Origin of the sequence: Obesumbacterium proteus, from assembly GCF_001586165.1 — a bacterium.
Classification (GTDB): Bacteria; Pseudomonadota; Gammaproteobacteria; order Enterobacterales; family Enterobacteriaceae; genus Hafnia; species Hafnia protea.
The window spans coordinates 45,640-68,489 of the sequence record NZ_CP014608.1; the positions used below are offsets into that span (position 1 = coordinate 45,640).

The window sequence follows — 22,850 nt, forward strand, 5'->3', positions numbered from 1 at the left end:
ACTTTATTGCTCATCTGACAGGATTTTTAGGTATAACGCATTGGCTAAAACTATCCAACGAGAACACTATCTAGACTATATCCGCGCTACGCTCATGCTGTTGGGGATACCTTTCCATGTTTCACTAGTCTATTCAGCCCACCATTGGGTGGTGAATAGTACGCCTGAAAGCCTGACACTCAGCTTATTTAATGATTTCATTCACGCCTTTCGCATGCAGGTCTTCTTTGTTATTTCAGGCTATTTTTCCTGCATGCTGTATCAGCGATACCCGCTAAAAAAATGGCTGAACGTTCGCCTAACGCGATTATTGATCCCCATGGCAGCCGCGATGGTGCTGATCACGCTGCCTCAGTTCTGGTATATCCTGCATCACACCTCGGGGATCGGCGACTGGGATCAGGCTAATCTGTGGCAAAAAGCCAATATTTGCGTGTGGTATCTGGTTTCACACCTTTGGTTTTTACTCACGCTAAGTTTGCTTACCGTTATCAGCGCACCGCTGCTTAACGCCATCGTGAATCGCGGGCTTTGGAGCAAAGTATCAACCGACATGTTATTGCCCATTTTCATTGCGTTGGGCGTAGTTTTTGCCGTTCTACACAAGCTTTGTGCGACCTTCATGCCTGGCGTTACCGGCTCAGCGTTATTTAACTTTTTAGTGGTGAATACGTTGATGTATTTCCCGTTTTATTTGCTAGGTGCCGTGGCATTCGTGCATATAAAACATAAAGAAAATATTACGCGGGTGTCATTCAGCGATGGCTTGATTGCTGCGGCGTCGGTGGGATTATATATGTTGAATGAAAATACACAGGTCTTCGCACCGCTTCAGCTCAGCGTGCAGTTTTGCCTGATTTTCATCATTGGCCTGACGATGACTAAAGTCGTGCTCACGCTGGGTCACCGCCTGTTAAACCGAGAATCACGCGGCGTTACCTACTTTGTTGGCGCATCGCTGTTTATCTATCTGGTGCATCATCCACTGACGATTATCTACGGCAGCCTGATGGAAAACGCGCATCCGAACCCATTCGTCGGATTCATTATTGGCGTCACGCTGGTGGTATTAGGATCGTTAGCGCTGTATGAGATACATCGCCGAGTGCCTCTGCTGCGCTACCTGTTTTCGGGTAAGCCTCAGAAACCGGTGGTGAATTCACTGAAATGATAAAATTTGCCAGCCCGAGCGGCTGGCAAATTATTGTCTCATTTACGCCTTTGGCAGCTCTTTAATCAGCGCCTGACGCTGGTTATCGAGCGCAGTAATGCGTGTACAAACGTCTTTCCCGAAAGCTTTGAAGTCATCATCCTGCTTGCTCCACTCGGTACGGATCGCCTGCTGTAACCCACCCAGATTGCCCATGATGGCCTGCAACGGATTATCGGACTTGGTCGCATTCGCAGCCTGTTTTAGCCCCATTTCATTGATGCTGTCTTGCAGAACACCACCCATGGTCTGGTTTACCAAGTTTTGACCTTCCTGCTCAACTTTAGAAATGGCTTGATGATGGAAGGTATACCCATCGCTACGCTTTTCTAGAATTTTTTGCATCTGCTCTTTGAGCTGAGAATCGAGCTTAGTCAGGCGGTTACGAATATTGCTGTCGCTACCCACCTGCTCAACGATCACTTTATCCAGAGAAACACGGGCTTTCTCCAAACGCTGCTGAGCACCCTGATCGATCCACGGAAAATCAGAACGAATACCGGATTGCAGATTCACCGCCTGCTGTTTCGCTTTAGCACTGAGCGCTACGGCTTGGCCGTCGCGGGTCATATTGCCGTTTTTATCAATGGTAAGATTTCCGCTGGCACCCACGATCTGTACCTGCTGCGGATTGATAATGATGTCATCTTGCGGTTTAACGTTACATTCCCATGCCGCCTGTGCCTGCCACGCGGTTAGCATCAGCAGAGATAACCCTAATTTACGAATCATGCGTTCTTTCTCTCCTAAAAAATCGAGCGGCCAATGCGCTGCGCTAAGATCTCAAGCGCGGCGGTTCCCGCCAGTGAGTTACCAGAGGCATCCAGTTCCGGACACCAAACTGCGATACTCATTTCATGTGGAACAACGGCAATAATGCCACCGCCCACGCCTGACTTGCCGGGCATCCCGACACGATAGGCAAATTCGCCAGCGCCATCATACATACCGCTGGTGACCATCATGGCATTAATCTGGCGGTTCTGCCGCTCATTGATGAGAGGCTCATCCAACGCAGGAGAATGCCCGTTATTGGCAAGATAGACAAAAGTGCGCGCCAGTTCCATACAACTCATTCTTAAAGCGCAGTAATGGAAGTACGTTTGCAGCACCGTAATTACGTCATTTTCGAAGTTTCCAAACGACTTCATCAGATACGCAATAGCCGCATTTCGATCTGAATGTTCAAACTCAGAGCGCGCAACGCGTGCGTCATACACGATATCCGGCTCACCGGACAGCGCTCGCACCACTTCCAACATGCGCTGCTTAGGCGCGCTCAGACGCGACTGGAGCATGTCACACACCACCAGCGCACCTGCGTTAATAAAGGGGTTACGCGGCTTCCCCTGCTCCAGCTCAAGCTGCAACAGCGAGTTAAACGGCTGACCAGACGGTTCTTTACCGACGCGCGCCCAAATATCCGATTCCGCATAGCGGCTCAGTGCCACGGTCAAGCTCAATACTTTAGAAATCGACTGAATAGAAAAGCGCTCGTCTGCGTCACCCGCCTGATAGGTTTCGCCATCGACGGTACACACGGCGATCCCCAGCTTATCCGCAGGCACTTCAGCCAAAGCCGGAATATAGTCCGCCACTTTGCCCTGCCCGATCAAAGGGCGTACCTGAGCCAGAATATCTTCCAGCAGTTGATTACTCAGCTTAGTCGCCACACGCTACTCCACAATGCATCCAAAATACGTTCATAACGGGCGGGAGGATAAAGCAAATGCGCCGGAACGGAAAGGAGTAGCGGAGAGATAACATGGATACAAAATAACTTTGCGAACAGCATTCCATAACCTGTGGATCTCACTAGAAGATTAAAATAATCAGAGCTAGATTGCGCAAATTAACGCTATGGACAGAGAGTAAATTACATGGAATTTCTAGCGCTAAAACAGGGGGGCTTCACCCTGCATCTATGCCATTTCAGCATCCATAATCAACCGTTTACCTGTTTGTTTTCTTTGGTAGATCTTAATGATGCCAGCTACTTAATGTTTAGATCTGAGGAGGTTGGTTTTTTATTGCAAGAACCTAGTTATGACGTCAAATTCGATCGCCAAGATAACTTTGAGTCTGGTCATTTTTACGCCTCTCCAGTTTCACAAATAACGCGCTTTGGTTATCGAGAACTATTGATGCTTGGCCAGATTCTTACTCAAATTATTGAACAGCATTATCAAACATTTAATGCAAAATCCTATTTTGCCAACGCTGAGAATATACGCTTAAAACATTTCTACGATAGGCTTGTGCGTAGGGGCGAAAATAGGTTAAATTTTGAACTCAACAACAATATTGGCCCTGGAGAACTCGGTTATGCTTTCAAGACCCCCAGTTTCAGAACTCAAAAAAATGACGGTACGTGAACGAAAGATTTTAGGTATGCAACTTGCCAAACAAGCCTTCGATTTGGCAGTCAAAAACGATAAAATTGTGCGCATACCTTTCGCAAAACAATAAAAAACCCGCCGAAGCGGGTTTTTTTATACCTGTGGAAATCAATCCCACCAAACATCAAACAGATCGCTCACGACAACATTTTTCATGCCGTGTGCTTCCAGCCAGTCTTTAACCAGCTTCTGATGTTCTTCGGTGCACTGACCGATCTGCTGTAGGCAAATCAGACCTTCCCACGCCAGATAGCCACTGCCATCAAATGCCAGACCGTTTGGCTCAATCGCTTCATCGATGAATTTATCAACGGTAGTGTCGATAATGTCGATACCGGTGCCTTCTTCAAAGTTCCAGCTTACGCTGAAACCTAATTCCTGAAACTCATCGATATGCATCTTTTTACGCAAACGACGGCTGCGGTTTTTAGCCATTATTCTACCCTCTCAAACATCAAATCCCAGTTGCCATGCCCCAAACGCTGACCACGCAGTTCAAACTTCGTTAATGGACGCGAGTCCGGCCGAGGGACGTATGTATTATCGCTGGACAGGTTTTTGTAACCTGGTGCGTTGTTCATCACTTCCAGCATATGCTCGGCGTAGTTTTCCCAATCAGTTGCCATATGGAAAACGCCGCCGATTTTTAATTTGCTCTTAATCTGCTGCGCAAACGGAGCCTGTACGATGCGGCGCTTATGATGGCGCGCCTTATGCCATGGATCGGGGAAGAATAGCTGAACCATGGCCAGCGAATTCTCCGGGATCATCTGTTCCAGTACTTCAATCGCATCATGGCACATCACGCGTAAATTGGTGATGCCCGCTTCATAAGCTGCGGCTAAACATGCACCCACGCCTGGCGAATGCACTTCGATGCCGAGGAAGTTTTTCTCAGGATGCTGCTGCGCCATGGTAACCAACGACGCGCCCATACCAAAGCCGATTTCAAGCACGGTAGGCGCTTCACGGCCAAATAAAGCAACCAGATCCAGCGGCTGTGGCTGAAAATCTACGCCCATCACCGGCCAGAAGTTATCCAGCGCAAACTGCTGCCCTTTGGTCAGACGCCCTTGGCGGCGTACAAAACTGCGGATACGGCGCATAACGCGGCCGTTCTCATCAAATTCCGGTGATACAACGTCATTCATAGTGGTGCTTCATCTGCCTGAATGTGGATGTTTAACATAAAGTGAGCGCGCATTATGCAAAATTGGCCCGTTTTAACAAGTTTTGATTTTAACAGCTACTAGCAAGCTCTAGTCAGAAACTTTCATTAATTAGCGTTAATCGTTGAATAAAACGCGTATTAATCATCGTTATCACATCACCCTTTTAGGTATAACCAGCCCCCTGCGGATAACAGGAAATCGCCTATTAGCACCAGCTTGAGAAAGATCCGGTTTACAGCAGGTAGGCTCTGTGCTGCAATCGCTGCCTATTTTTATTGGCTTCGCTTTCTTAACAAGCGCGGCCTATTGGGAACTCTTCACGCTTATGATGCTCGCGCAACAGTTCGCGCAGTCGGTGCTAACTTGGTACGACCGCTACGGACGCAAAACTTTGCCGTGGCAAAGTCCAAAAACACCTTATCAAGTATGGCTTTCAGAAGTCATGTTGCAACAGACTCAGGTTGCGACCGTGATCCCCTATTTTCTGCGTTTTATGGAAAAATTCCCTGACGTGCGAGCGCTGGCCGCTGCGCCTCAGGATGAGGTTCTGCACCTGTGGACCGGTCTAGGCTACTACGCTCGCGGGCGTAATCTGCATAAAGCTGCACAAACCATCGTTGAAAAGCACGGTGGTGAATTCCCAACCTCTTTTGAAGATGTCTGCGCACTGCCCGGCGTTGGGCGTTCTACCGCAGGCGCGATTCTCTCTTTATCGCTTGGTCAGCATTACCCTATTTTAGACGGAAACGTAAAACGCGTATTGGCTCGCTGCTATGCGGTTGACGGTTGGCCGGGTAAAAAAGAGGTTGAAAACCGTCTGTGGCAAATCAGTAAAGACGTCACTCCGGCCAAAGGCGTTAGCCAATTTAATCAGGCGATGATGGATTTAGGCGCATTAGTTTGCACGCGCAGCAAACCAAAATGCGAACTGTGCCCGCTAAGCAACGGATGCATGGCTTACGCCAACAACAGTTGGAGCCAGTATCCGGGCAAGAAACCGAAGCAGACTATTCCCGAACGAACCGGCTATTTCTTAATGATGCAAATAGGCGATAAGGTCTGGCTGGAGCAGCGCCCTAACGTTGGGCTATGGGGCGGTTTATATTGCTTCCCACAGTTCGCCAGCGAAGACGAATTGCGTCAGCACGTTAAGTCATTGGGCATGGGTCAGCCGAAGCTTCATCAGCTAACCTCATTTCGCCACACCTTTAGTCATTTTCATTTAGATATCGTGCCAATTTGGTTTGATATAACACAGCACAGCCACTGCATGGATGAAGGAACTGGACTCTGGTATAACTTAGCCCAGCCACCGTCTGTCGGTCTGGCAGCCCCCGTGGAACGTTTATTGCAGCAGTTGGCAAAAGAGCCCGTTGCTAAGTGAAAGTTATGACTTTCAATAAACTGAACCAGGCTCACCACATGAGGAATAATCATGAGTAGAACGATTTTTTGTACATTTCTGAATCAAGAAGCCGAAGGGCAGGATTTCCAGCTATATCCGGGTGAACTGGGTAAGCGGATCTATAACGAAATCTCTAAAGAAGCGTGGTCGCAGTGGATGTCGAAACAAACCATGCTCATCAACGAGAAAAAGCTCAACATGATGAACCCTGACGACCGAAAACTGCTGGAACAGGAAATGGTGAAGTTCCTGTTTGAAGGCCACGACGTGCATATCGAAGGTTACACGCCGCCAAGTCAGTAAGCTTACTAATAAGTATATTGCGGGGTTAATCACGTTAAGCCCGCAATTTTAGACCCATTTTTCATCCAATATGGCTGTGAAGATGAAGAAAGTTTTAGCATTGATCCTGATCGCACCCTTGCTGATCTCTTGTTCTGGAAAGAAAAATACTCAGAACAGCGAAGCCTTTGTCAAAGATACCAATGGCTTTGACATTTTGATGGGACAGTTTGCCCATAACATTGAAAACATTTGGGGCATTAACGAGGTACTGATTGCGGGTCCAAAAGACTACGTAAAATATACCGGTCAATACCTGACGCGTAGCCACATCAACTTTGATTCCGGCCAGATCACCATCGAGACCATCTCACCAACCGATCCCGCAGCCAGTTTAAAACAGGCGATCGTGAGTACTTTGCTGATGGGTGACGATCCGGGGTCTATCGATCTCTATTCTGATGTGAACGATATTCAGATCAGTAAAGAACCGTTCCTGTATGGGCAGGTGCTAGATAACACCGGCCAGCCGATTCGCTGGCAAGGACGTGCCAGTAACTTTGCCGACTATCTGATCCAGCATAAGCTGATGAAACGAACGTCTGGCCTGCACGTGATTTACTCCGTGACCATTCAACTGGTGCCTAACCACTTGGATAAGCGTGCGCATAAATACCTTGGCATGGTGCGCAAAGCCTCTGAAAAATATGGCGTTGATGAGTCATTGATTCTGGCTATTATGCAAACTGAATCCAGCTTTAACCCGTATGCGGTAAGCGGATCGGATGCACTCGGCCTGATGCAGGTTGTTCAGCACACGGCGGGTAAAGACGTATTCGTGCAGAAAGGGAAATGGGGTACGCCAAGCCGCAGCTATCTGTTTGATCCAGAAAACAATATCGATACAGGTACTGCTTATCTGGCGATTTTGCAGAACAACTATTTGGGTGGTATTCAGAACCCAACCTCACGCCGCTATGCCGTTATTACCGCCTATAACGGTGGGGCCGGTAGCGTGCTGCGCGTGTTCTCCAGCGATCGTAACCGCGCGGTCAGTATAATCAACCAGCTAACGCCGGGTGATGTGTACGAAACGCTAACCAATAAGCACCCATCGGGCGAATCTCGTCGTTATCTATACAAAGTTAACAACGCCCAGAAGAGCTATCGTCGCGGGAAATAGGTTTTGCATTAACCCTATCCAGCCTCCCCCTTCGCAGGGGGAGGTTCCGACCGAGTTTTCTATTGAGCGCCGAACGGTGACCTTTCCTGCTTAGGAGAGGTTAGGGTGAAATGTGGGAAATGCTATAACTGGAAATTAATCATGATGATGGTGGTGATGCCCTTCCCCATCTTCATGCTGATGTTCATACTCTTCACCCGGCACAACCAGCAGTTTGCCGTAGCGGACGCCTCGTTCAGCAATCACCTTCTCGGCTAACCCTTTCACTTTACCCGTCGCACCTTTCAGCAAGGAAACCTCGAGGCAACTCCCGTGATCGAGATGCACATGCAGGCTTGCAAGGGAGAGATCGTGGTGATCGTGGAAGCTTTTCGTCAGGCGCTTAGAAAGCTCACGCGCTTCATGATCGTAAACGTAAAACAGCGCAGCCACACAGTTGCTGGTTTCATCATTCGACGTTGGCGTTGCCGTGGCTTGCAGCCCTGCCCGAGCCAAATCACGGATTGCCTCTGAGCGGTTTTGGTAATTACGTTCTTTGATGATGGCATCAATTTCTGCCATCAAATCGTCGTCCAATGAAAGAGTGACTCGTTGCATAAAGTTAATTCCTGAAGCGGCATGATTCTTCAGAGTATGACATTGTTCCTATGCTGAAAAAAACGACCTCGGTCAGCTAATCCATCAACTCCATTGGGCCACCTTTCTCTAACGCAAGAAGATAGGCGGGTCTGGCATGCAAACGCTTCAATAAGCCACGCGCATGAGGGGCTTTATCTAAACCAGTGCGGATATTCATCGCCTCGAGCGGAAAACTCATCTGTATATCAGCCAGACTAAAATGATCCCCCGCAAACCAGTTATTTTTACTCAGATGATTTTCAATAAAACGAAGATGCGTCGCCAGCTGCTGATCGAGATAACCGCGCTGCACGCCTTTGCCGAGCAGGCTTCCAATTGGGCGAATCAGCCACGGAACCGGCGCTTTGCCCAAACGATTAAAAATCAGCTTCATCACCAATAACGGCATTAGCGATCCTTCGGCATAGTGCAGCCAATAGCGATATTGCATGCGCTCTGGTTTTTCTTGTGGCTTTAGCAGCGCCGAATGGTCGTAGGTATCTTGTAGATATTCAAGAATGGCGGCTGATTCCGCAATGGTCCACTCTCCATCAGTCAGAACCGGAGCCTTGCCCAGCGGGTGAATTTTCTTCAGCGATTCAGGCGCCAGCATGGTCACGGGATCGCGTTGGTATTGCTCAATCTGATAGGGCAACCCAAGCTCCTCTAGGGTCCAAAGCACACGGTGGGAACGCGAATTGTTAAGATGGTGAACCGTAATCATTGGCTAACTCCGCTGGCTGATGTTTTCTAACTATAGACAGCAGTGACAAAATCACACAGAAGATTACGTGCATGAGAAAAAACAAAGAGAGCCGCTGATGGGCTCTCTTCATGGGGTAAAACAAGTGCTTAATAAGCTTGATTAAAAGTCGCTATTAAACATTTTTGTCCTGAATTTCAAAACGTGGAGAAATCAGACCGTATAGCGTCCATCCCAAGAAGGTCACAATCGCACCGTACATCATGGCTTCTTCGCCAGATGAATAAAGCGCGTAGAAGCTATACATAGCACCGATAAACGCGATGATATTCGCCATACGCGCCTTGCTAGGATTAACCTTCGCCACTTTCTGGATAATAACCAACGCCGCCATTGAAAGGATGTACGGAATAATGTTGGTCACCACCGCCAAGTTAACCAGCACGTTAAACTGCTTATTCAGTGATGGGCTAATAGTCATTAAAGACAGCACGGTTTGGATGATCACGATAACGATCATGCCTTTTACCGGGGCTTCAACTTTGGTCAATTTAGAGAAAACTTTAGGGAAATAGCCTTCATCCGCAGAGGATTTAAATACCTGCGCGATGGTGAACTGCCAACCCAGCAATGAACCTACGCAGGACATAATCATCAGAGCCATGATGATTTTACCCACGCCCGGCGTGAACATTTGGGCAAACGCTAAACCAAACGGCGCGGTTGAGTTAGCCAAATCCATGTTTGGCACAATACCGGCAATCACGTTAGTAGAAACAATATAGATAACCGCTGCGCCCAATGTACCGCCTAATACGGCAATAGGAACGTTACGTTCTGGGTTATCAACAACGTCGGTATTCGCACAGGCTGATTCTAAGCCCAAGAATGCCCACAACGTCATGGCAATAGAAGAACCGACGGCCTCAAATACAGGTAAATGATGTGGGTTCCATGATTGTACGTACATGGTTGGACTAAACCAGAACCAACCAATAACGGAAATCCCAACAACAGGAATGATGACACCCCAAACGGTCACGCCGCTGATACGGCCAGTGATGCGTGCGCCACCGAAGTTGGCGATAGTCGCCAGCCACAGCACGCCGATAGTGGCGATACAAATTCCCAGTGGCGTTAGGTTGGCTCCCATTAACTCAGTACCGTAACCTACAGCCGAAATGGCGATTGCCACGTTAGCAATCAGCAAAGATACACCGTAGGTGTAGTTCGCCATAAAGTTACCGGATTTGCCGAAAGCATATTCTGCATATCCGCCCATACCGCCTGATTTACGGCTAAACATCCCACACTTAGCAAACGCATAGGCCAAGGCCATCGACCCTAACGCTGTCACCAGCCATGAAACGATGGAAAGCGTACCCACTTCCGCTAATTTGGTCGGCAACATGATGATCCCTGACCCCATCATGTTAACCGCTGTCAAAATTGTGAGCTGAACGACGCCCATTTTGTTACTGCTTTTAGACGTACTCATAAACAATCTCTCTTATGAAATCTATTGGCGGAGAGCTGGAAACGTCGCAGCTCCCCGCTGTTTCTTTTATCGGAAAATCAGTTTCGGCCAGTACCCCTGCCGAGAAACGATTTCTAATTTATTGTTTAATAACATAACCATAAGCACGTTTACGTCCATCCTCGTCCTGTTGGATATAGACACCCTGTAATTCAGGTGCAAACCCTGGCAGCAGGTTAATGCCCTCTTCCAATGCCAAGAAGTAACGCTGTACAGAACCACCCCAGATTTCACCTGGGACGACGCACAGAACACCTGGAGGATAAGGAAGTGCACCTTCAGCGGCGATGCGGCCTTCAACCTGATTCAGCGCAACCAGTTCAACGTTGCCACGGACAAACTCGATATTCGCCTGCTGTGGATTCATCACCACTTTCGGGAAGTGAGCTTTGCGGAACATCTCTTTTTGCAGCTGTTTCACGTTATGGCTGACGTACAGGTCATGCATTTCCTGACACAGCTGACGGATGGTGTAACCCTGATAACGTTCTTCGTAGTTTTTGTAGATGGATGGCAGCACTTCCGACAGCGGCGCATCTTCTTCTAACAGGCGTTCAAAGCGAGCGATTTGTGCAACAAGGTGCTGCATCTTCGCCATATCTTCCGCAGGCGTCATCAGGAACAGGATTGAGTTCAGGTCACATTTTTCTGGAACAATGCCATTCTCACGCAGGAAGTTGGCAAGGATAGTGGCTGGAACACCAAACTTATCGTATTCACCGGTCTGCACGTTGATACCCGGCGTGGTCAGCATCAGTTTGCATGGGTCTACAAAGTATTGATGCTCAGCGTAGCCTTCAAATGAGTGCCAACGTTCACCTGGGATGAAGTCGAAGAAGCGCAGATCGTTAGCCATTTCTTCGGTATCAAAATCTTCCCATTTACGACCATCGATGGTTGCTGGAACGAACGGACGAATATGTTTGCAGAGTTTTAACAGGAGCTTACGTGTTTCGATACCGACTTTAACGCAGTCCATCCACATGCGTTTTCCGCTTTCACCTTCATGCATCTTGGCGTTCACATCAAGCGCAGCAAACAATGGATAGAATGGGCTGGTTGACGCATGCATCATGAAAGCATTGTTCATGCGTTTATGATTTACATAGCGATCTTGGCCTTTGATATGTTTATCTTTTTTGTGGATCTGTGAGGTCTGAGAGAAACCAGCCTGTTGTTTATGAACGGACTGAGTTACCAAAATACCAGGATCGTTTTCATTCAGTTCTAACAGCAGAGGAGAGCAATCATTCATCATTGGAATGAACTGTTCGTAGCCTACCCATGCAGAGTCAAACAGGATGTAGTCACACAGATGACCAATTTTATCAACGACTTGGCGGGCGTTATAGATAGTACCGTCGTAGGTACCTAACTGAATAACCGCAAGGCGGAATGGACGTTTTTCTGCAGAGCGCTCTGGAGCCACTTCACGCACTAAATCACGCAGATATTTCTCTTCAAAACAGTGGGAATCAATACCACCGATAAAGCCAAACGGGTTACGCGCAGTTTCCAAATATACCGGTGTTGCACCCGCCTGAATTAACGCACCATGGTGGTTAGATTTATGGTTGTTACGGTCAAATAGCACCAAATCGCCCGGAGCCAACATCGCATTCAGCACGACTTTGTTTGAAGAAGAAGTCCCGTTCAATACGAAGTAAGTTTTATCAGCGTTAAAGACTTTGGCCGCATGCATCTGCGCGGTGCAAGGAGCGCCTTCATGGATAAGCAAGTCACCCATTGATACGTCAGCGTTACACAGGTCAGAACGGAATAATGTTTCGCCAAAGTAATCAAAGAACTGGCGACCGGCAGGATGGCGGCGGAAGAACTGACCACCTTGATGCCCTGGGCAGTCAAATGCAGCGTTACCCTGCTGCACATATTCAACGAGGCTACCAAAGAAAGGAGGCAAAACCTCTTTCTCATATTTAACCGCAGCGGCTTCCAGTTGTTTGCCGTAGAAATCAACGTTGCCATCACACAGCTCAAACACGCCAGTCACGCGTGGCAGCACTTCTGCTGGCAATTCTTCTTCGCAGCAAACGGCAACAAAAACAGGAATACCGAAACCAGTTTGTTCAATCGTATCCAGCATGCCTGAAACCGCATCTTCAACGGAAATAACGGCAGCGGAAACGTCAGTAAAGTTAGTATTATTAATATCTACAGTTTCGCGTTCAGTACTAAAGCATTCAGAGGTGTTGTTATTAACTGCTATTTTTAGTTTTTCCATTTTATTTATGGTCTCTTATTTTATTAATAGTCATTAATTTAGGGTAAAGCATAGCCGTCAGATATTCCCCTTAGGGATCCGAAGCGTAATTATTTTTTAAAGGCAATATTACCCTGCAATAATTCAGGTTACTGAATTACTGGAATAGGTAGATAAATGCCAGGTGGCTAAGCCACCAGATTGGCGCATGAGTTTATTGGGATAGTCAAAATCTGCTTACCGAATTATGGATAAAACTAGATTATTCAGATAGATACTAGATTTACCAACGAATGAGATCGGGCAAGCATGACGATCCGCAACAACGGACGCCGTAGGAGGGGGGATTATTTAGAGTTGAAAAGGTGAAAGTCAAAGCAGCTACGATGGGCCATCATCATCAGATGAGTGACGCGTCGGATATGCGGCATAGCTTTATTGTTATTTTCCATTTCCTATTTCCTCTTTATGTGGAAACCGAGGACATTGTAACCCGTGCGATTATGTAAACCGTGATATTTATCACATTTACGAGGTATATAATAAATAAAAAAATACTATTGTCCAGCCTTGAATGCATATTTAAGCACCAGTAATAGTTAGTAATATGTAACGAATTCCTTTTATCTGTATTATTAAAATAAATCCTATCATTAAAGGAATTCGGCAACCTTGAATTTTTTGGCTGATACAAATAATGCGGTTTTATTATTTATTGATGCGTATTTGTAAACAAAATGTTTTACCTTTGGCTGCGCTATGACGCCTCATATGATTTTTTAACTGATAAAAATGCTTAAAAATTCATCTAACAAATTAACACCACTGACTATATAATTTTGAACCATGGTTTTTATCTCTCAGGACCTGCATCTCATCACGAGCAATGCGTCTTTATTGAGCGCTTAAACCATGAAAGTGATAAATTTATTGACGCGGCGCCGCTGATACGGTTTAATGCGCCCCGTTGCCCGGATAGCTCAGTCGGTAGAGCAGGGGATTGAAAATCCCTGTGTCCTTGGTTCGATTCCGAGTCCGGGCACCATCTTCAGAGCCTGTCCGTTAAGGGTTGAGATCCTTAACGGGCATGACATAAGTACCCGAAACAGCTTCATGTGATAAATACGCTTATCGCATCGATTGTTGAACATTCGGGACTAAGAAGCCGGAGAGTGTTCGTCGCACTCTCTGGCTTTCTCACGTCCTTCCGATAAGAATTTTGACAGTATCCCACCGGTAGTGTCAATCTTATGTAAAGAAAAGCTTCATTTTTTTGCTTTCAGTCACTTAGATTTCACTTTAGATTAATCCTAGCGACCAAAAACCTCCTCTAACGCTATACGTAAACTGTCCATGTTGCCTTCAACGTACTCCAGTGTGACAGCAACACTTGAGTGCCCTAACAGTGTTTGAACAACTTTCAGATTACGATCAGGGGATTTCATCATGTCGGTAGCAATGGTATGCCTAAACCTATGTGGCGTAATAACACACTGGCACTCAGTTGAAAGTCGGCGGAAGAAGCCACGCAGGGGTTGATAAGCCATCACGTCTGTTAAGATATTTTTTCGCCCATCAAACCTGCTCGCATTAAATAACATATCGCCATGTGCTGCTCCGCGCTCAACCGCAGCCAGCATCAATCGTTCAAGCCTTGGTCGTAATAATCGCGTAATCGGAACCCGGTGTTCTCTGTGATTTTTTGAAGCTTCAGGACGCAAATTTATCCATCCCCCTTCTAAGTGAACATCTTCCAGGCGGATGTTGAGTAGCTGATTCTGCCTCATACCGGTATAACGGAGCGTATCTACCACGCTGAGCCAGAACCATGCCGGTCGCAGAGCCGAGCGTGATTTTTCAATTATCCCCAAACTTTCCTCTTTTTCTCTCGCTTCGAGTAATAAATATATTTTTTTAATCTCTGACTCGGTGAGCGTTTTTTTCCTTTTGATATCTGGTCTGGCAATCACACCATTGAAGGGATTATCTTTTAGAGTAACGAATTTTTGCTGCAGTGCATGATTATAAATTGCACGCATATGAGCAACTTTATTATTCCAAGTTATTGATGATAGTCCCTGCTCACTTAAAACATGCCGACGCCAGTTTAAAACTGTTAGTCTATCAACCTGACCTGGGAAAACGTTATCTCCAATATAACGTCGGAATGAATTGATAACTTTTCTATAACTCCACTCAGTGGCTGGCCTCAATGTCTTACTAAAAAAGTAGTCCTTAAGGATATCGTCATAACTAATTAATTCCATCTTCCTCTCCCTATACATCAATTAAATGCTTTAACTATTTATTAGGTGACAACCACTGACTGTCAGATAGAACGACACCTTCTTTAAGCAGTTGTGTTGCAAAAACCATATAGCCTGACATTCGGGTAAAACGCCCCTCACGGCCCTCATTCTCATATTTCTTGTAGATGTATATCCCCTTTCCACTTCTTGAAAAATGTTTGTTCAGCGCTTCAAAACTTTTTTGAATATCATCTTTGTCTGACTCTGTTTTTTCTTGTGTCGCCAGATATCGGTAAAAACAATCCGGCGTCTGAATAAAGACGTACTGAGCCATAACATGCAACAGACTGTCCTGTGCATTAACACTGAGTGCCCCTTTCTCAATGGAATCAACCAGCCAGTCCCAAAAAAGTTCGCCCAATGTGAATGTTCTGGCAGAATCAGACTGCTTTAATGTTTCCACGACGGGGTTATCATCAGAGGTTGTTTCATCGACTACTTCAGCGTTTGTCATTTTATCCAGCAGCGTCAACAAATCACCGGGGGTTACTCCCTCTGACGGCATATCTGCATGCACATCAGCAAGACTTTCGGCCTGACTGGATTGGCCGATAGCTGAGACCAGTTCTGGCATGATCGGAAGAGCATCCGCGCTGCTTAGTGAAGATATCTTATTGTCGTCAATTTCATTGGAAACAAAGGATTGAACAGGAATTTCATTAGTAGGATGCTCGGCAGGATCAGAAGAGGCGCTCTGACTTAAGGCTTCAGTATTATCTGTGGCAAGTTTGACTGAAGGCTGAGCAAATGTGTCTTGAGCGAACAGTCCACATTTTTCGCGAGCCTCACTCACTGCGGCATGAAGAATGGCCCCGGCAGGTTTATTACCTGACAGGTAAACCAGTAATGCGTCAGCCAGCGCTGGCCAGCGCGCTACCCAAATAAGCCCTTCGTAAGGTATCAGGCGATAAGCGCAAGTGGCAGCGCGAACTGCAGAATTTGTGTCTTGCTCACAAAATTTCATCCGCCAGGGAGCTTCAGGCATCCCCAGACCTGGAAACCACCGGCGGCCATCTTCGTAGAAAGCCGCCATCTGTTCGAGGCTGCCCAGGTCATGCATCAATGCTGCCCAGAAAATGGCTGTACACCAGGCTGCGCTCTGCGCCGACTGTTCTTCCGGGGGTGCCCCTGGCGGCAGCATCCATCCCCTGGATAACCTCACCGCGCAAACGGCCACCTCAAGCGCTTCATCTAGCATGCCGCCTTCGAGTGCGTAGGGTCCCGATGACGCAGCCGGCAGCTGCTGCAGGCTCACTGCCAGCCGCTTCACCGGCTCCAGCCAAAATGTCTCCCAAACTGGCCTGGAGAAAGGGCTATTGTCCCATAATTGCTGCAGCGCCTGTTTTCTGTGTCGCGTGGACAACAGTGCATCTGCGCTCAGCGGTAAAAACCACCCCGCAGCAGTTGGTCTCTCTGACTCCTTACGCACCTTCGGTGCGGTATCTATTTTCTGATTATGAAATCTGCCTGTCATCCACTTCAGCATTGCCGCCCCCGTCAGTCATCGATAAAGGGGCATTACGCTATGCTTTCCCCCTTTTCTGGCAAGCGAGAACTCTATATTCGTTTCCTCGATTAACCCCTTGATCTTTATTTTTTGGATCTGCATGAATAATTTTTGCAGGCCATGAGCGTCCAAACGTGCCTGAATGTGGCTTTTCAAAGAGAAGAAACCGCCATGAAATCGAACGCTGTTCCTGTGGCCATTATAATCACCTGCTGGATGTTGATTTGCTCAGCGCTCACAACCCTCATCACTAATGGACTTTTCACATTGGACAGTCTGATCGTATTTATCACGCTCACCGGTACGCCCGCGCTGTTCAACCCCCTGGCAAAAGTTGTGTTTAATCTCAGGCCATACCCCTTCGTATTGATGAAAAAGAGACGCCGGTTATGGCTACACCTCAATCCCTGGCTTGCTGTCGGCCAGCCGGGGATCCGGGATATGAAAGGTTACTGGCATGCCCTGTCAGACACTCTCCGCACTGCCATGAAAACGCCCCAGCACACAATTATCCTGTCGTCTCACCTGCTCAGTCCCCGACGAACAGCCCGGTTGTTACGACACTTCCCCGCAGATCATTATTTCTGCCACACCCTTAGCAGACCCATCGGCCACGCGGAACGAACTGGCTTGCAGATCGACACATTTCTGAAGGAATGGCGTTGGTACACTCCCTCAATGCAATGCGGCGTCCTGGTGATACGCAAAAAAGAAAAGAGGTAATGACGACGATGCTCTCCTGGAAACTGATGAAAGCCACCGAACGCGCCTGCAGGAACATCTGTGAGGAGGAAGAAGCGGCCTTTCATTACAATTACCAACTAAGTCCTTTTGATCGTCTCTTACTATGGATTAAAGGCTTCATCGCTGGCTGGCCACTGGAGGAAGAATACAAACCGCTGTTTGGAAACATAATTCGTCTCTGGAGACGAAAACAGCGGTGAATAGCTCTATCCCGGAATATTAATTTGTAAATCTGAATACATAATTTCCCGTTAAATCTCTGTTTCAACGTATTCATACTGGCTACATGAAACGTATCGATCTGAACGATCGAAATTGTCCGTTATACAAAAGCACAACACCCGATTATTGTATTCACATCGAATACAAATAATAAAAATCATAAATTTTAGTTGGTTATACCAACATCCTATTCAACACCGGGGAGTCTCATGAGTCTTAGTGTCACGTCACTGCTTTCACGCCTGACCCTGGAACAGGACGATAAACTCAACGTCCTGCTCAGCGCAGCGGCGACAGAAAGTAAAAAATCGGGCGACCCGCTGGCGGTAAGATTTAAACCTGGGATCCGTGAGTACATAACACTCGCCTCTGCAAAACTGGGCATATCAGCGTCTGAATTCATCAATATCTTAATTGAAGGCGTGATAAGGGAAACGCTGTCCCCCTTTCAAACACGCGCTACCCAGGTCGTGGAACGGTTTCAACTGCTTATGGACGCCCACGGTTTGAACATCACTGACGTCGCGACGCTGCTGTCACCGTGGAATATCGGACTGAGCGTACTGGAAAGCCGTGAGCGCACCATGGATTATCTGACTGACCCTTTGCTTTCCGAAATAGCGGAGTGGTTTAGCATTAATAAAAGCTGGCTAACAGCGGCGTCATCATCACCAATTGTCGCACCCGGCAATAATCCCGACTGGCATAAGTTAGCACTGCAAATTAGCAATAAAATAGCGGATGTTTCATTAAAAGCCTTACCGCAGATTATTTTAATTCGGGATACTCTGGCTCCCTCAGTCGTTCACTTCAGTTATGAAACGCTGATTGGCGTGTGTTTAATCACTGTGAAATTGAAAAATGGGTTCCCCCTGCGCGTTGCTGAATACTTAGGCGAACAAATACCGTATGGCGGACACGAACAGCTCTTTATTGATTTCATGGCCTATTGCGGTGTCTTACAAAAGAAAAGACGGGCCATTGTTACAACCTGCACAACAGACGTCTCTTCTTTAAAACTCTTGTCATCCGGTAAAGTCTTGCCCGTCATGTTATTGGATAATCGACTAAACCAGAATTATTTGAATCAATGGGAAAAAGAAGAACTTAATCTGCTGCATTATCCGGAGAAATACGTCACAGAGGAGTGGCTAAAAGAAATAGATAATTTGAACTAATAATAAACTCGTTAAGTAGCAAATCTTTTTATTGGTGCGTCTGCACCAGGGAATTCTTTTACCTAAAAAACATAAACTGCACAGGAAAATATAATGATGAAAGCCACGTTAATAACACGCTGTCTGATGTTTGCCGGGCTGGTCTCTTCACTGCCCGCGGCACATGCTGCCGGCACCTGGTTTGAAGCCAGGAACGATGCGATGGGAGGAACCGGCGTTGCTTCATCAAAATACGGCGCGGCTCCGTTGCTTAACCCGGCCTTACTAACAAAGTCAGAACCCGGAAATAACCTCAGCATTATCCTGCCAACCGTGGGCGCCCAGGTCAGTGACCCGGACAACCTGCAGGACGGCTTTGATAACGTCAAGCATGCCTGGGATGACCTCGAGAATGCCAGCGGCACCGGCAACAGCGCCTCCTCAGCGACAGAACTCAAGAAATCGCTGACCGATATTTCTGGCCACAGCGGCCGAGCGAATGCCGGCGCAGGCGTAGTGATTGCCATACCTAATGACACACTGCCCTTTGCTCTGGTCATTAAAGGCTGGGGTCAGGCGAAAGCCCGCGCTGAGGTGAGCAACAGCGATCTGGCTTATCTCGATGCCGCCAGTGCTGGCCTGGTTCATCCCGATGAAACTGCCCTTAACAGCCTCACCTCACGCGCTGAAGGCGTGGCAGCTCTGGTGAGCGAGTACGGCATCGCGATGGCACATCATTTTACACTGGGTGATATTCCTGTATCGGTTGGGATCATTCCCAAATTTCAGCGTGTTGATACCTGGAATTACAACGTAGCCATCAATAACTACAGCACCTCCGACTTTCGCAGCGGTGACTGGAAGCGTTCAGAGAGCGGCGCCAACGTTGACCTTGGTTTTTCTGCTGACCTGACGCCTGAATGGACTATCGCCCTGGCTGGACAAAACCTCGTGGCACGCAATGTTGATACCCGTGAAGTGAATGGCCTGCAGGACAACTTCAAAATCCGCCCTCAGGCTACTGCGGGCACAGCCTGGAGTAACGGGCTCGTGACTTTTGCAGCCGACGTAGACATGACGCCCGCCAGCGGATTCACCTCCGATGAGAAAAGACAATATGCCGGCGTCGGTGCAGAGCTCAATGCCTGGTCCTGGGCGCAGCTGCGCGCCGGCTACCGCGTTGACATACGTAACAGTGACAACAACGTCGTGACAGCAGGTATTGGTATTTCCCCATTCGACGTCGTTCATCTCGATCTGACCGGCATGGCCGGGACAGATCGTACTTATGGAGCCGTGGCTCAGCTCTCTGTGACCTTCTGATTCTCATTGGGCATGCTCAACATGCCCTTTTCCTTCAATGGAGAAACACCATGACAGCAGTAAAAGAACGCCACTTACCTTCGGTCATTTTAGTCATCGCGGTGCTAAGTAGCATGCTCCTTACCGCCGCGAACGCGCGAGCCTCGACACTTACCAATTCAACAGAAAAGGCAGCCGGAGAAGTCTTAATTCCGCAGGCTTGTGGGAGCTGCGTTTCTTATGATGTATCAGTTTGGATGTTTACGCCGACGCGCCCTGACGCGCTCAAAAACATTCTCCAATCACTTAATACACTCCCTGAGGGGGAGCCTGATGAGGTCGAGGGCCAAAGGGTAATTTCACCCGATAAAAGCACTGTCGCTGCTGACACTTTTAGGCAATCAGGAACATTAGATCCTTTAGTGCTTTGGCATGCGATGTCTATTTTTGGGGAACCACTGCCATTGGAATTAGTTTCGTCTGCTGGAACTTTCCGCGCTGAACTCAACATGAAGGCTGTCCCTTCAACCACGTTCTTGAAGCCATCGTCTGAAACGTTCAATCAAAAAATATTGAGCCTTTCGCGCAACGCAGACAACGAAGATTCAACCTCTCAGATTCAAACGTTTTTGAACTTCAAGCTTATAGCAGGCTTGCCAGTAGGTTCTGGCAGTGGGGTTAATGACATCGCTAGCAGCAGCGGGCGAATGCTGATTAAAAACGGCGGTGCGTTATTGAATGTTAACCGCATGGGGAATCGCTACCTGGTTTGGATAGTTCACGCGACTTATATCAACTTCTGAATCTGACCGGGGCAGGCATTGCATGCAAGCCCCTTTAACGGAGATATAACATGACGATCGTAAAACAACTTCGCTTTACCCCTGCCATTTTGGTTATAGCAATGCTGCTAGGAGTGACAGGATGCAGCAATAACGACCTGAACGCGATAACGCATCAGGTCAGCACCCTGAGTTCCTCGCTGATGCCTTCAAATGCTTCAAACGACAATGTGAAATCACCTGAATGGGGTGAAGTCAGCAAAACCCTGACGGTGCATGCAGATATCGATACAGCCGCTGTAAGACTGAAACGTTATTACCGCTTTACCTCAACCGATGAAATCACCGCAGCCGGTAACAGCGGTAAAGGGAACTCGGGTTGGGTCGCCAGCGCGATGGCTGAAGGCACTGACTGGAGCGCCCAGCCAGGCTCTTACTACCGTATGAGCCGTATATGGGGAAAAGCGGACCACCTAACTCTTGAGGTCAGTCGCGAAGGGAGTCACAGTCAGGTCATTGCAACCTATCGCTCAACTGATCCAGCTCATCTGAAAGAAGCCTGGACGAAAAAGCTTTGGGCGCAAATTGGACCAGTGGCGGAAGGTAAAATTCGTTAGGCATCCCTTATCCATCAGAACCCGTACACGATTTTTCGGGCATATCCTCTACCCAAGTTATACTTTTAAAGTTTATTTGTTCAATGCCGATAAGTGCTTAATTGCTTTTATTTAACGGTAATACAATATGGATAATTCTATAGTCAGTTCCAAAAGTAATAAAGTTACAGACTATGAACATTTGAAGGAATGTTTAAGAATAGAAGTGATAAAAAGAGATGGGGCAAGGCATTCTCATGGTTGAAAGTTCTTCACCGTGTTGCTTTTAATCGCAAAAAACGCTTCTACTTTTGGTGGCGAATTGCAAACTATTTGTATAAATCCCCATCATCTCGTCAGCAGAGAATCGCCAAAATAATTGGAGTTAACTTAGCCAGAAAGTATGGTGCAGACATAAGCATTGCTGCGCATATCGGAACCGGTATGAAAATAAACCATTATGTGGGGATCGTAATCAGAGCTGAATGTGTGATTGGCGACAATGTGAATATCCGTCAAAACACGACTATTGGAAGGAAAAAATCAACACCTGATATAGGATATATCACAATCGGTAATAACGTCGATATCGGTGCTAACTCCTGCATCCTTGGGGACATAGTTATTGGAGACAATGTCACTATTGGGGCAATGTCATTTATCAATAAAGATATCCCCGCAAACGCCCTTGTTTATAGTCAAAAAACTACTCAGATCGTAATTAAAAACATCGAGTCTACTAATCAGCATTGATTGTGTATCAAACGACACGCCAATAAAAAAGCCTCTTCAAAAAAAGAGGCTTAACTTTTGCTTACTCACAACTTAATTTGTCTTTCTTAGACGTAATGACCAGTTTCCAATCCAATGCGCCGGCGTATACATCACTCGCCTGCGTTCACCGTTCAGTGCGTTGCCCGTAACAACTTCACCTGCTACCCCCATCAGAGACAATTGTATATAGGCCATTCCGGATGCCACAGTATCAATATCGGTACAGGAAACCCACAGACGTCGCGTTGGATTGAATCCCTTTTCGCGTAAGACTTCTGCAATAGCCAGGAGCATGCCAGCAGAACCACATGCCGGCTCGTAAACAGTAAAAAAAGGTTTATCGGCCAGCAGGCTGTCGATATCACCCAACTGCATTTCTGCCATCATTCGTGAGACGCAAAACGGCGTAAAAAACTGACCACGCGCTGCTTCACCGAGTTCCAGTGTCATGTAAAGCGAGCCCAGGAAGTCACCACTCCCAGCTTCCAGCCCCATGACAACCTCTGCCAGTAACATGGCCATCCGCTCAGCATCTTTTGCCTCGTACTGGCTTACGGTTTCCATGTACTCATTTTCCAGCTCGTCATTACAGTTTATTCCGTTATGAATCGACGCTGCAGCAAGGGTAATAAAGTCTCGGAAGACTTTATTACGGTGATGATAGCGGGCGGTTTCATTGAAAATTGAGATGAATTGTTTCTTATGATCAACCATGATTTTTATCGCA

At 47.3% G+C, this 22,850-nt stretch carries 24 protein-coding genes and 1 tRNA gene; 13 read left to right on the top strand and 12 right to left on the bottom strand.

Translation table 11 applies throughout. The annotated features are described in order from the left end of the window. Positions 1-40 precede the first annotated feature (40 nt). Complete coding sequence (gene mdoC, locus DSM2777_RS00230; protein ID WP_071889840.1) at positions 41-1,171, top strand: glucans biosynthesis protein MdoC; 1,131 nt, start codon at positions 41-43, stop codon at positions 1,169-1,171. A 42-nt stretch (positions 1,172-1,213) separates the two neighbouring features. Here mdoC and DSM2777_RS00235 read toward each other — a convergent pair whose 3' ends face one another. Both DSM2777_RS00235 and glsB read right to left on the bottom strand, forming a co-directional pair. Then, positions 1,214-1,942 carry a YggN family protein gene (locus DSM2777_RS00235; protein WP_061552823.1) on the bottom strand — a complete coding sequence of 243 codons (729 nt, stop codon included), beginning with the start codon at positions 1,940-1,942 and terminating at the stop codon, positions 1,214-1,216. 14 nt (positions 1,943-1,956) lie between these two features. After that, entirely contained in the window at positions 1,957-2,883 is a 927-nt protein-coding gene (gene glsB / locus DSM2777_RS00240) for a glutaminase B (RefSeq protein ID WP_061552824.1), read from the bottom strand. 207 nt (positions 2,884-3,090) lie between these two features. On the opposite strand from glsB, the gene DSM2777_RS00245 reads away from it, so the two are divergent. Then, positions 3,091-3,585, top strand: a complete 495-nt coding sequence (locus DSM2777_RS00245; protein ID WP_061552825.1) for a hypothetical protein — start codon at positions 3,091-3,093, stop codon at positions 3,583-3,585. 132 nt (positions 3,586-3,717) lie between these two features. Here DSM2777_RS00245 and DSM2777_RS00250 read toward each other — a convergent pair whose 3' ends face one another. Beyond that, a complete protein-coding gene (locus tag DSM2777_RS00250) occupies positions 3,718-4,044 on the bottom strand; it encodes a YggL family protein (protein ID WP_025798599.1) in 327 nt (108 codons plus the stop codon). Further along, on the bottom strand, positions 4,044-4,760 hold the full coding sequence (gene trmB / locus DSM2777_RS00255) for a tRNA (guanosine(46)-N7)-methyltransferase TrmB (RefSeq protein ID WP_061552826.1): 717 nt from the start codon (positions 4,758-4,760) through the stop codon (positions 4,044-4,046). The genes DSM2777_RS00250 and trmB overlap by 1 nt, the downstream gene beginning before the upstream one ends. A gap of 271 nt (positions 4,761-5,031) precedes the next feature. On the opposite strand from trmB, the gene mutY reads away from it, so the two are divergent. The 3 genes from mutY to mltC all read left to right on the top strand — a co-directional run bounded on the left by mutY (position 5,032) and on the right by mltC (position 7,651). Continuing rightward, entirely contained in the window at positions 5,032-6,165 is a 1,134-nt protein-coding gene (gene mutY, locus DSM2777_RS00260; RefSeq protein WP_418008864.1) for an A/G-specific adenine glycosylase, read from the top strand. 51 nt (positions 6,166-6,216) lie between these two features. After that, positions 6,217-6,489, top strand: a complete 273-nt coding sequence (locus DSM2777_RS00265) for an oxidative damage protection protein (RefSeq protein WP_025798592.1) — start codon at positions 6,217-6,219, stop codon at positions 6,487-6,489. An 82-nt stretch (positions 6,490-6,571) separates the two neighbouring features. Beyond that, entirely contained in the window at positions 6,572-7,651 is a 1,080-nt protein-coding gene (gene mltC / locus DSM2777_RS00270; RefSeq protein WP_046460134.1) for a membrane-bound lytic murein transglycosylase MltC, read from the top strand. A gap of 135 nt (positions 7,652-7,786) precedes the next feature. Here mltC and nikR read toward each other — a convergent pair whose 3' ends face one another. The 5 genes from nikR to speFL all read right to left on the bottom strand — a co-directional run bounded on the left by nikR (position 7,787) and on the right by speFL (position 13,182). Beyond that, the gene (nikR, locus tag DSM2777_RS00275; protein WP_025798588.1) at positions 7,787-8,248 is read right to left on the bottom strand and encodes a nickel-responsive transcriptional regulator NikR; all 462 of its coding nucleotides are present in this window, start codon (positions 8,246-8,248) and stop codon (positions 7,787-7,789) included. Positions 8,249-8,324: 76 nt separating this feature from the next. Continuing rightward, positions 8,325-8,993 (bottom strand): glutathione S-transferase family protein, encoded by a 669-nt coding sequence (locus DSM2777_RS00280; RefSeq protein ID WP_046460133.1) that lies wholly within the window; start codon positions 8,991-8,993, stop codon positions 8,325-8,327. A 154-nt stretch (positions 8,994-9,147) separates the two neighbouring features. Then, complete coding sequence (gene potE / locus DSM2777_RS00285; protein ID WP_061552827.1) at positions 9,148-10,470, bottom strand: putrescine-ornithine antiporter; 1,323 nt, start codon at positions 10,468-10,470, stop codon at positions 9,148-9,150. Between the two features lie 118 nt (positions 10,471-10,588). Next, positions 10,589-12,751: an ornithine decarboxylase SpeF gene (speF, locus tag DSM2777_RS00290; RefSeq protein WP_046460131.1), complete on the bottom strand. Its 2,163-nt coding sequence runs from the start codon at positions 12,749-12,751 to the stop codon at positions 10,589-10,591. A gap of 326 nt (positions 12,752-13,077) precedes the next feature. Further along, positions 13,078-13,182, bottom strand: coding sequence for a leader peptide SpeFL (gene speFL / locus DSM2777_RS24025; RefSeq protein WP_016361109.1), 105 nt, complete (start codon positions 13,180-13,182; stop codon positions 13,078-13,080). 517 nt (positions 13,183-13,699) lie between these two features. Here speFL and DSM2777_RS00295 point away from each other — a divergent pair. Continuing rightward, positions 13,700-13,775: transfer RNA gene (locus DSM2777_RS00295), tRNA-Phe, on the top strand. 265 nt (positions 13,776-14,040) lie between these two features. Here the strand turns inward: DSM2777_RS00295 and DSM2777_RS00300 are convergent. Then, entirely contained in the window at positions 14,041-14,997 is a 957-nt protein-coding gene (locus DSM2777_RS00300) for a tyrosine-type recombinase/integrase (RefSeq protein WP_061552828.1), read from the bottom strand. Positions 14,998-15,031: 34 nt separating this feature from the next. Beyond that, positions 15,032-16,525, bottom strand: coding sequence for a TraI domain-containing protein (locus tag DSM2777_RS24815; RefSeq protein ID WP_061552829.1), 1,494 nt, complete (start codon positions 16,523-16,525; stop codon positions 15,032-15,034). Positions 16,526-16,717: 192 nt separating this feature from the next. Between DSM2777_RS24815 and DSM2777_RS00310 the strand changes: the two genes are divergently transcribed. From DSM2777_RS00310 to DSM2777_RS00340, 7 genes are all read left to right on the top strand, one after another. Continuing rightward, complete coding sequence (locus DSM2777_RS00310; RefSeq protein ID WP_061552830.1) at positions 16,718-17,269, top strand: hypothetical protein; 552 nt, start codon at positions 16,718-16,720, stop codon at positions 17,267-17,269. Beyond that, positions 17,269-17,490, top strand: coding sequence for a hypothetical protein (locus DSM2777_RS00315; RefSeq protein ID WP_061552831.1), 222 nt, complete (start codon positions 17,269-17,271; stop codon positions 17,488-17,490). The genes DSM2777_RS00310 and DSM2777_RS00315 overlap by 1 nt, the downstream gene beginning before the upstream one ends. 231 nt (positions 17,491-17,721) lie before the next feature. Continuing rightward, a complete protein-coding gene (locus tag DSM2777_RS00320; protein ID WP_061552832.1) occupies positions 17,722-18,690 on the top strand; it encodes a hypothetical protein in 969 nt (322 codons plus the stop codon). 93 nt (positions 18,691-18,783) lie between these two features. Continuing rightward, positions 18,784-19,992, top strand: a complete 1,209-nt coding sequence (locus DSM2777_RS00325; protein ID WP_061552833.1) for a conjugal transfer protein TraF — start codon at positions 18,784-18,786, stop codon at positions 19,990-19,992. 50 nt (positions 19,993-20,042) lie between these two features. After that, on the top strand, positions 20,043-20,774 hold the full coding sequence (locus DSM2777_RS00330) for a hypothetical protein (RefSeq protein ID WP_061552834.1): 732 nt from the start codon (positions 20,043-20,045) through the stop codon (positions 20,772-20,774). A gap of 50 nt (positions 20,775-20,824) precedes the next feature. Next, a complete protein-coding gene (locus DSM2777_RS00335; protein ID WP_061552835.1) occupies positions 20,825-21,370 on the top strand; it encodes a hypothetical protein in 546 nt (181 codons plus the stop codon). 189 nt (positions 21,371-21,559) lie between these two features. Further along, positions 21,560-22,102, top strand: coding sequence for a serine acetyltransferase (locus DSM2777_RS00340; RefSeq protein ID WP_237087801.1), 543 nt, complete (start codon positions 21,560-21,562; stop codon positions 22,100-22,102). Between the two features lie 72 nt (positions 22,103-22,174). Here the strand turns inward: DSM2777_RS00340 and DSM2777_RS00345 are convergent, their stop codons facing one another. After that, the gene (locus tag DSM2777_RS00345; RefSeq protein WP_061552836.1) at positions 22,175-22,837 is read right to left on the bottom strand and encodes an N-6 DNA methylase; all 663 of its coding nucleotides are present in this window, start codon (positions 22,835-22,837) and stop codon (positions 22,175-22,177) included. Positions 22,838-22,850: the final 13 nt, after the last annotated feature.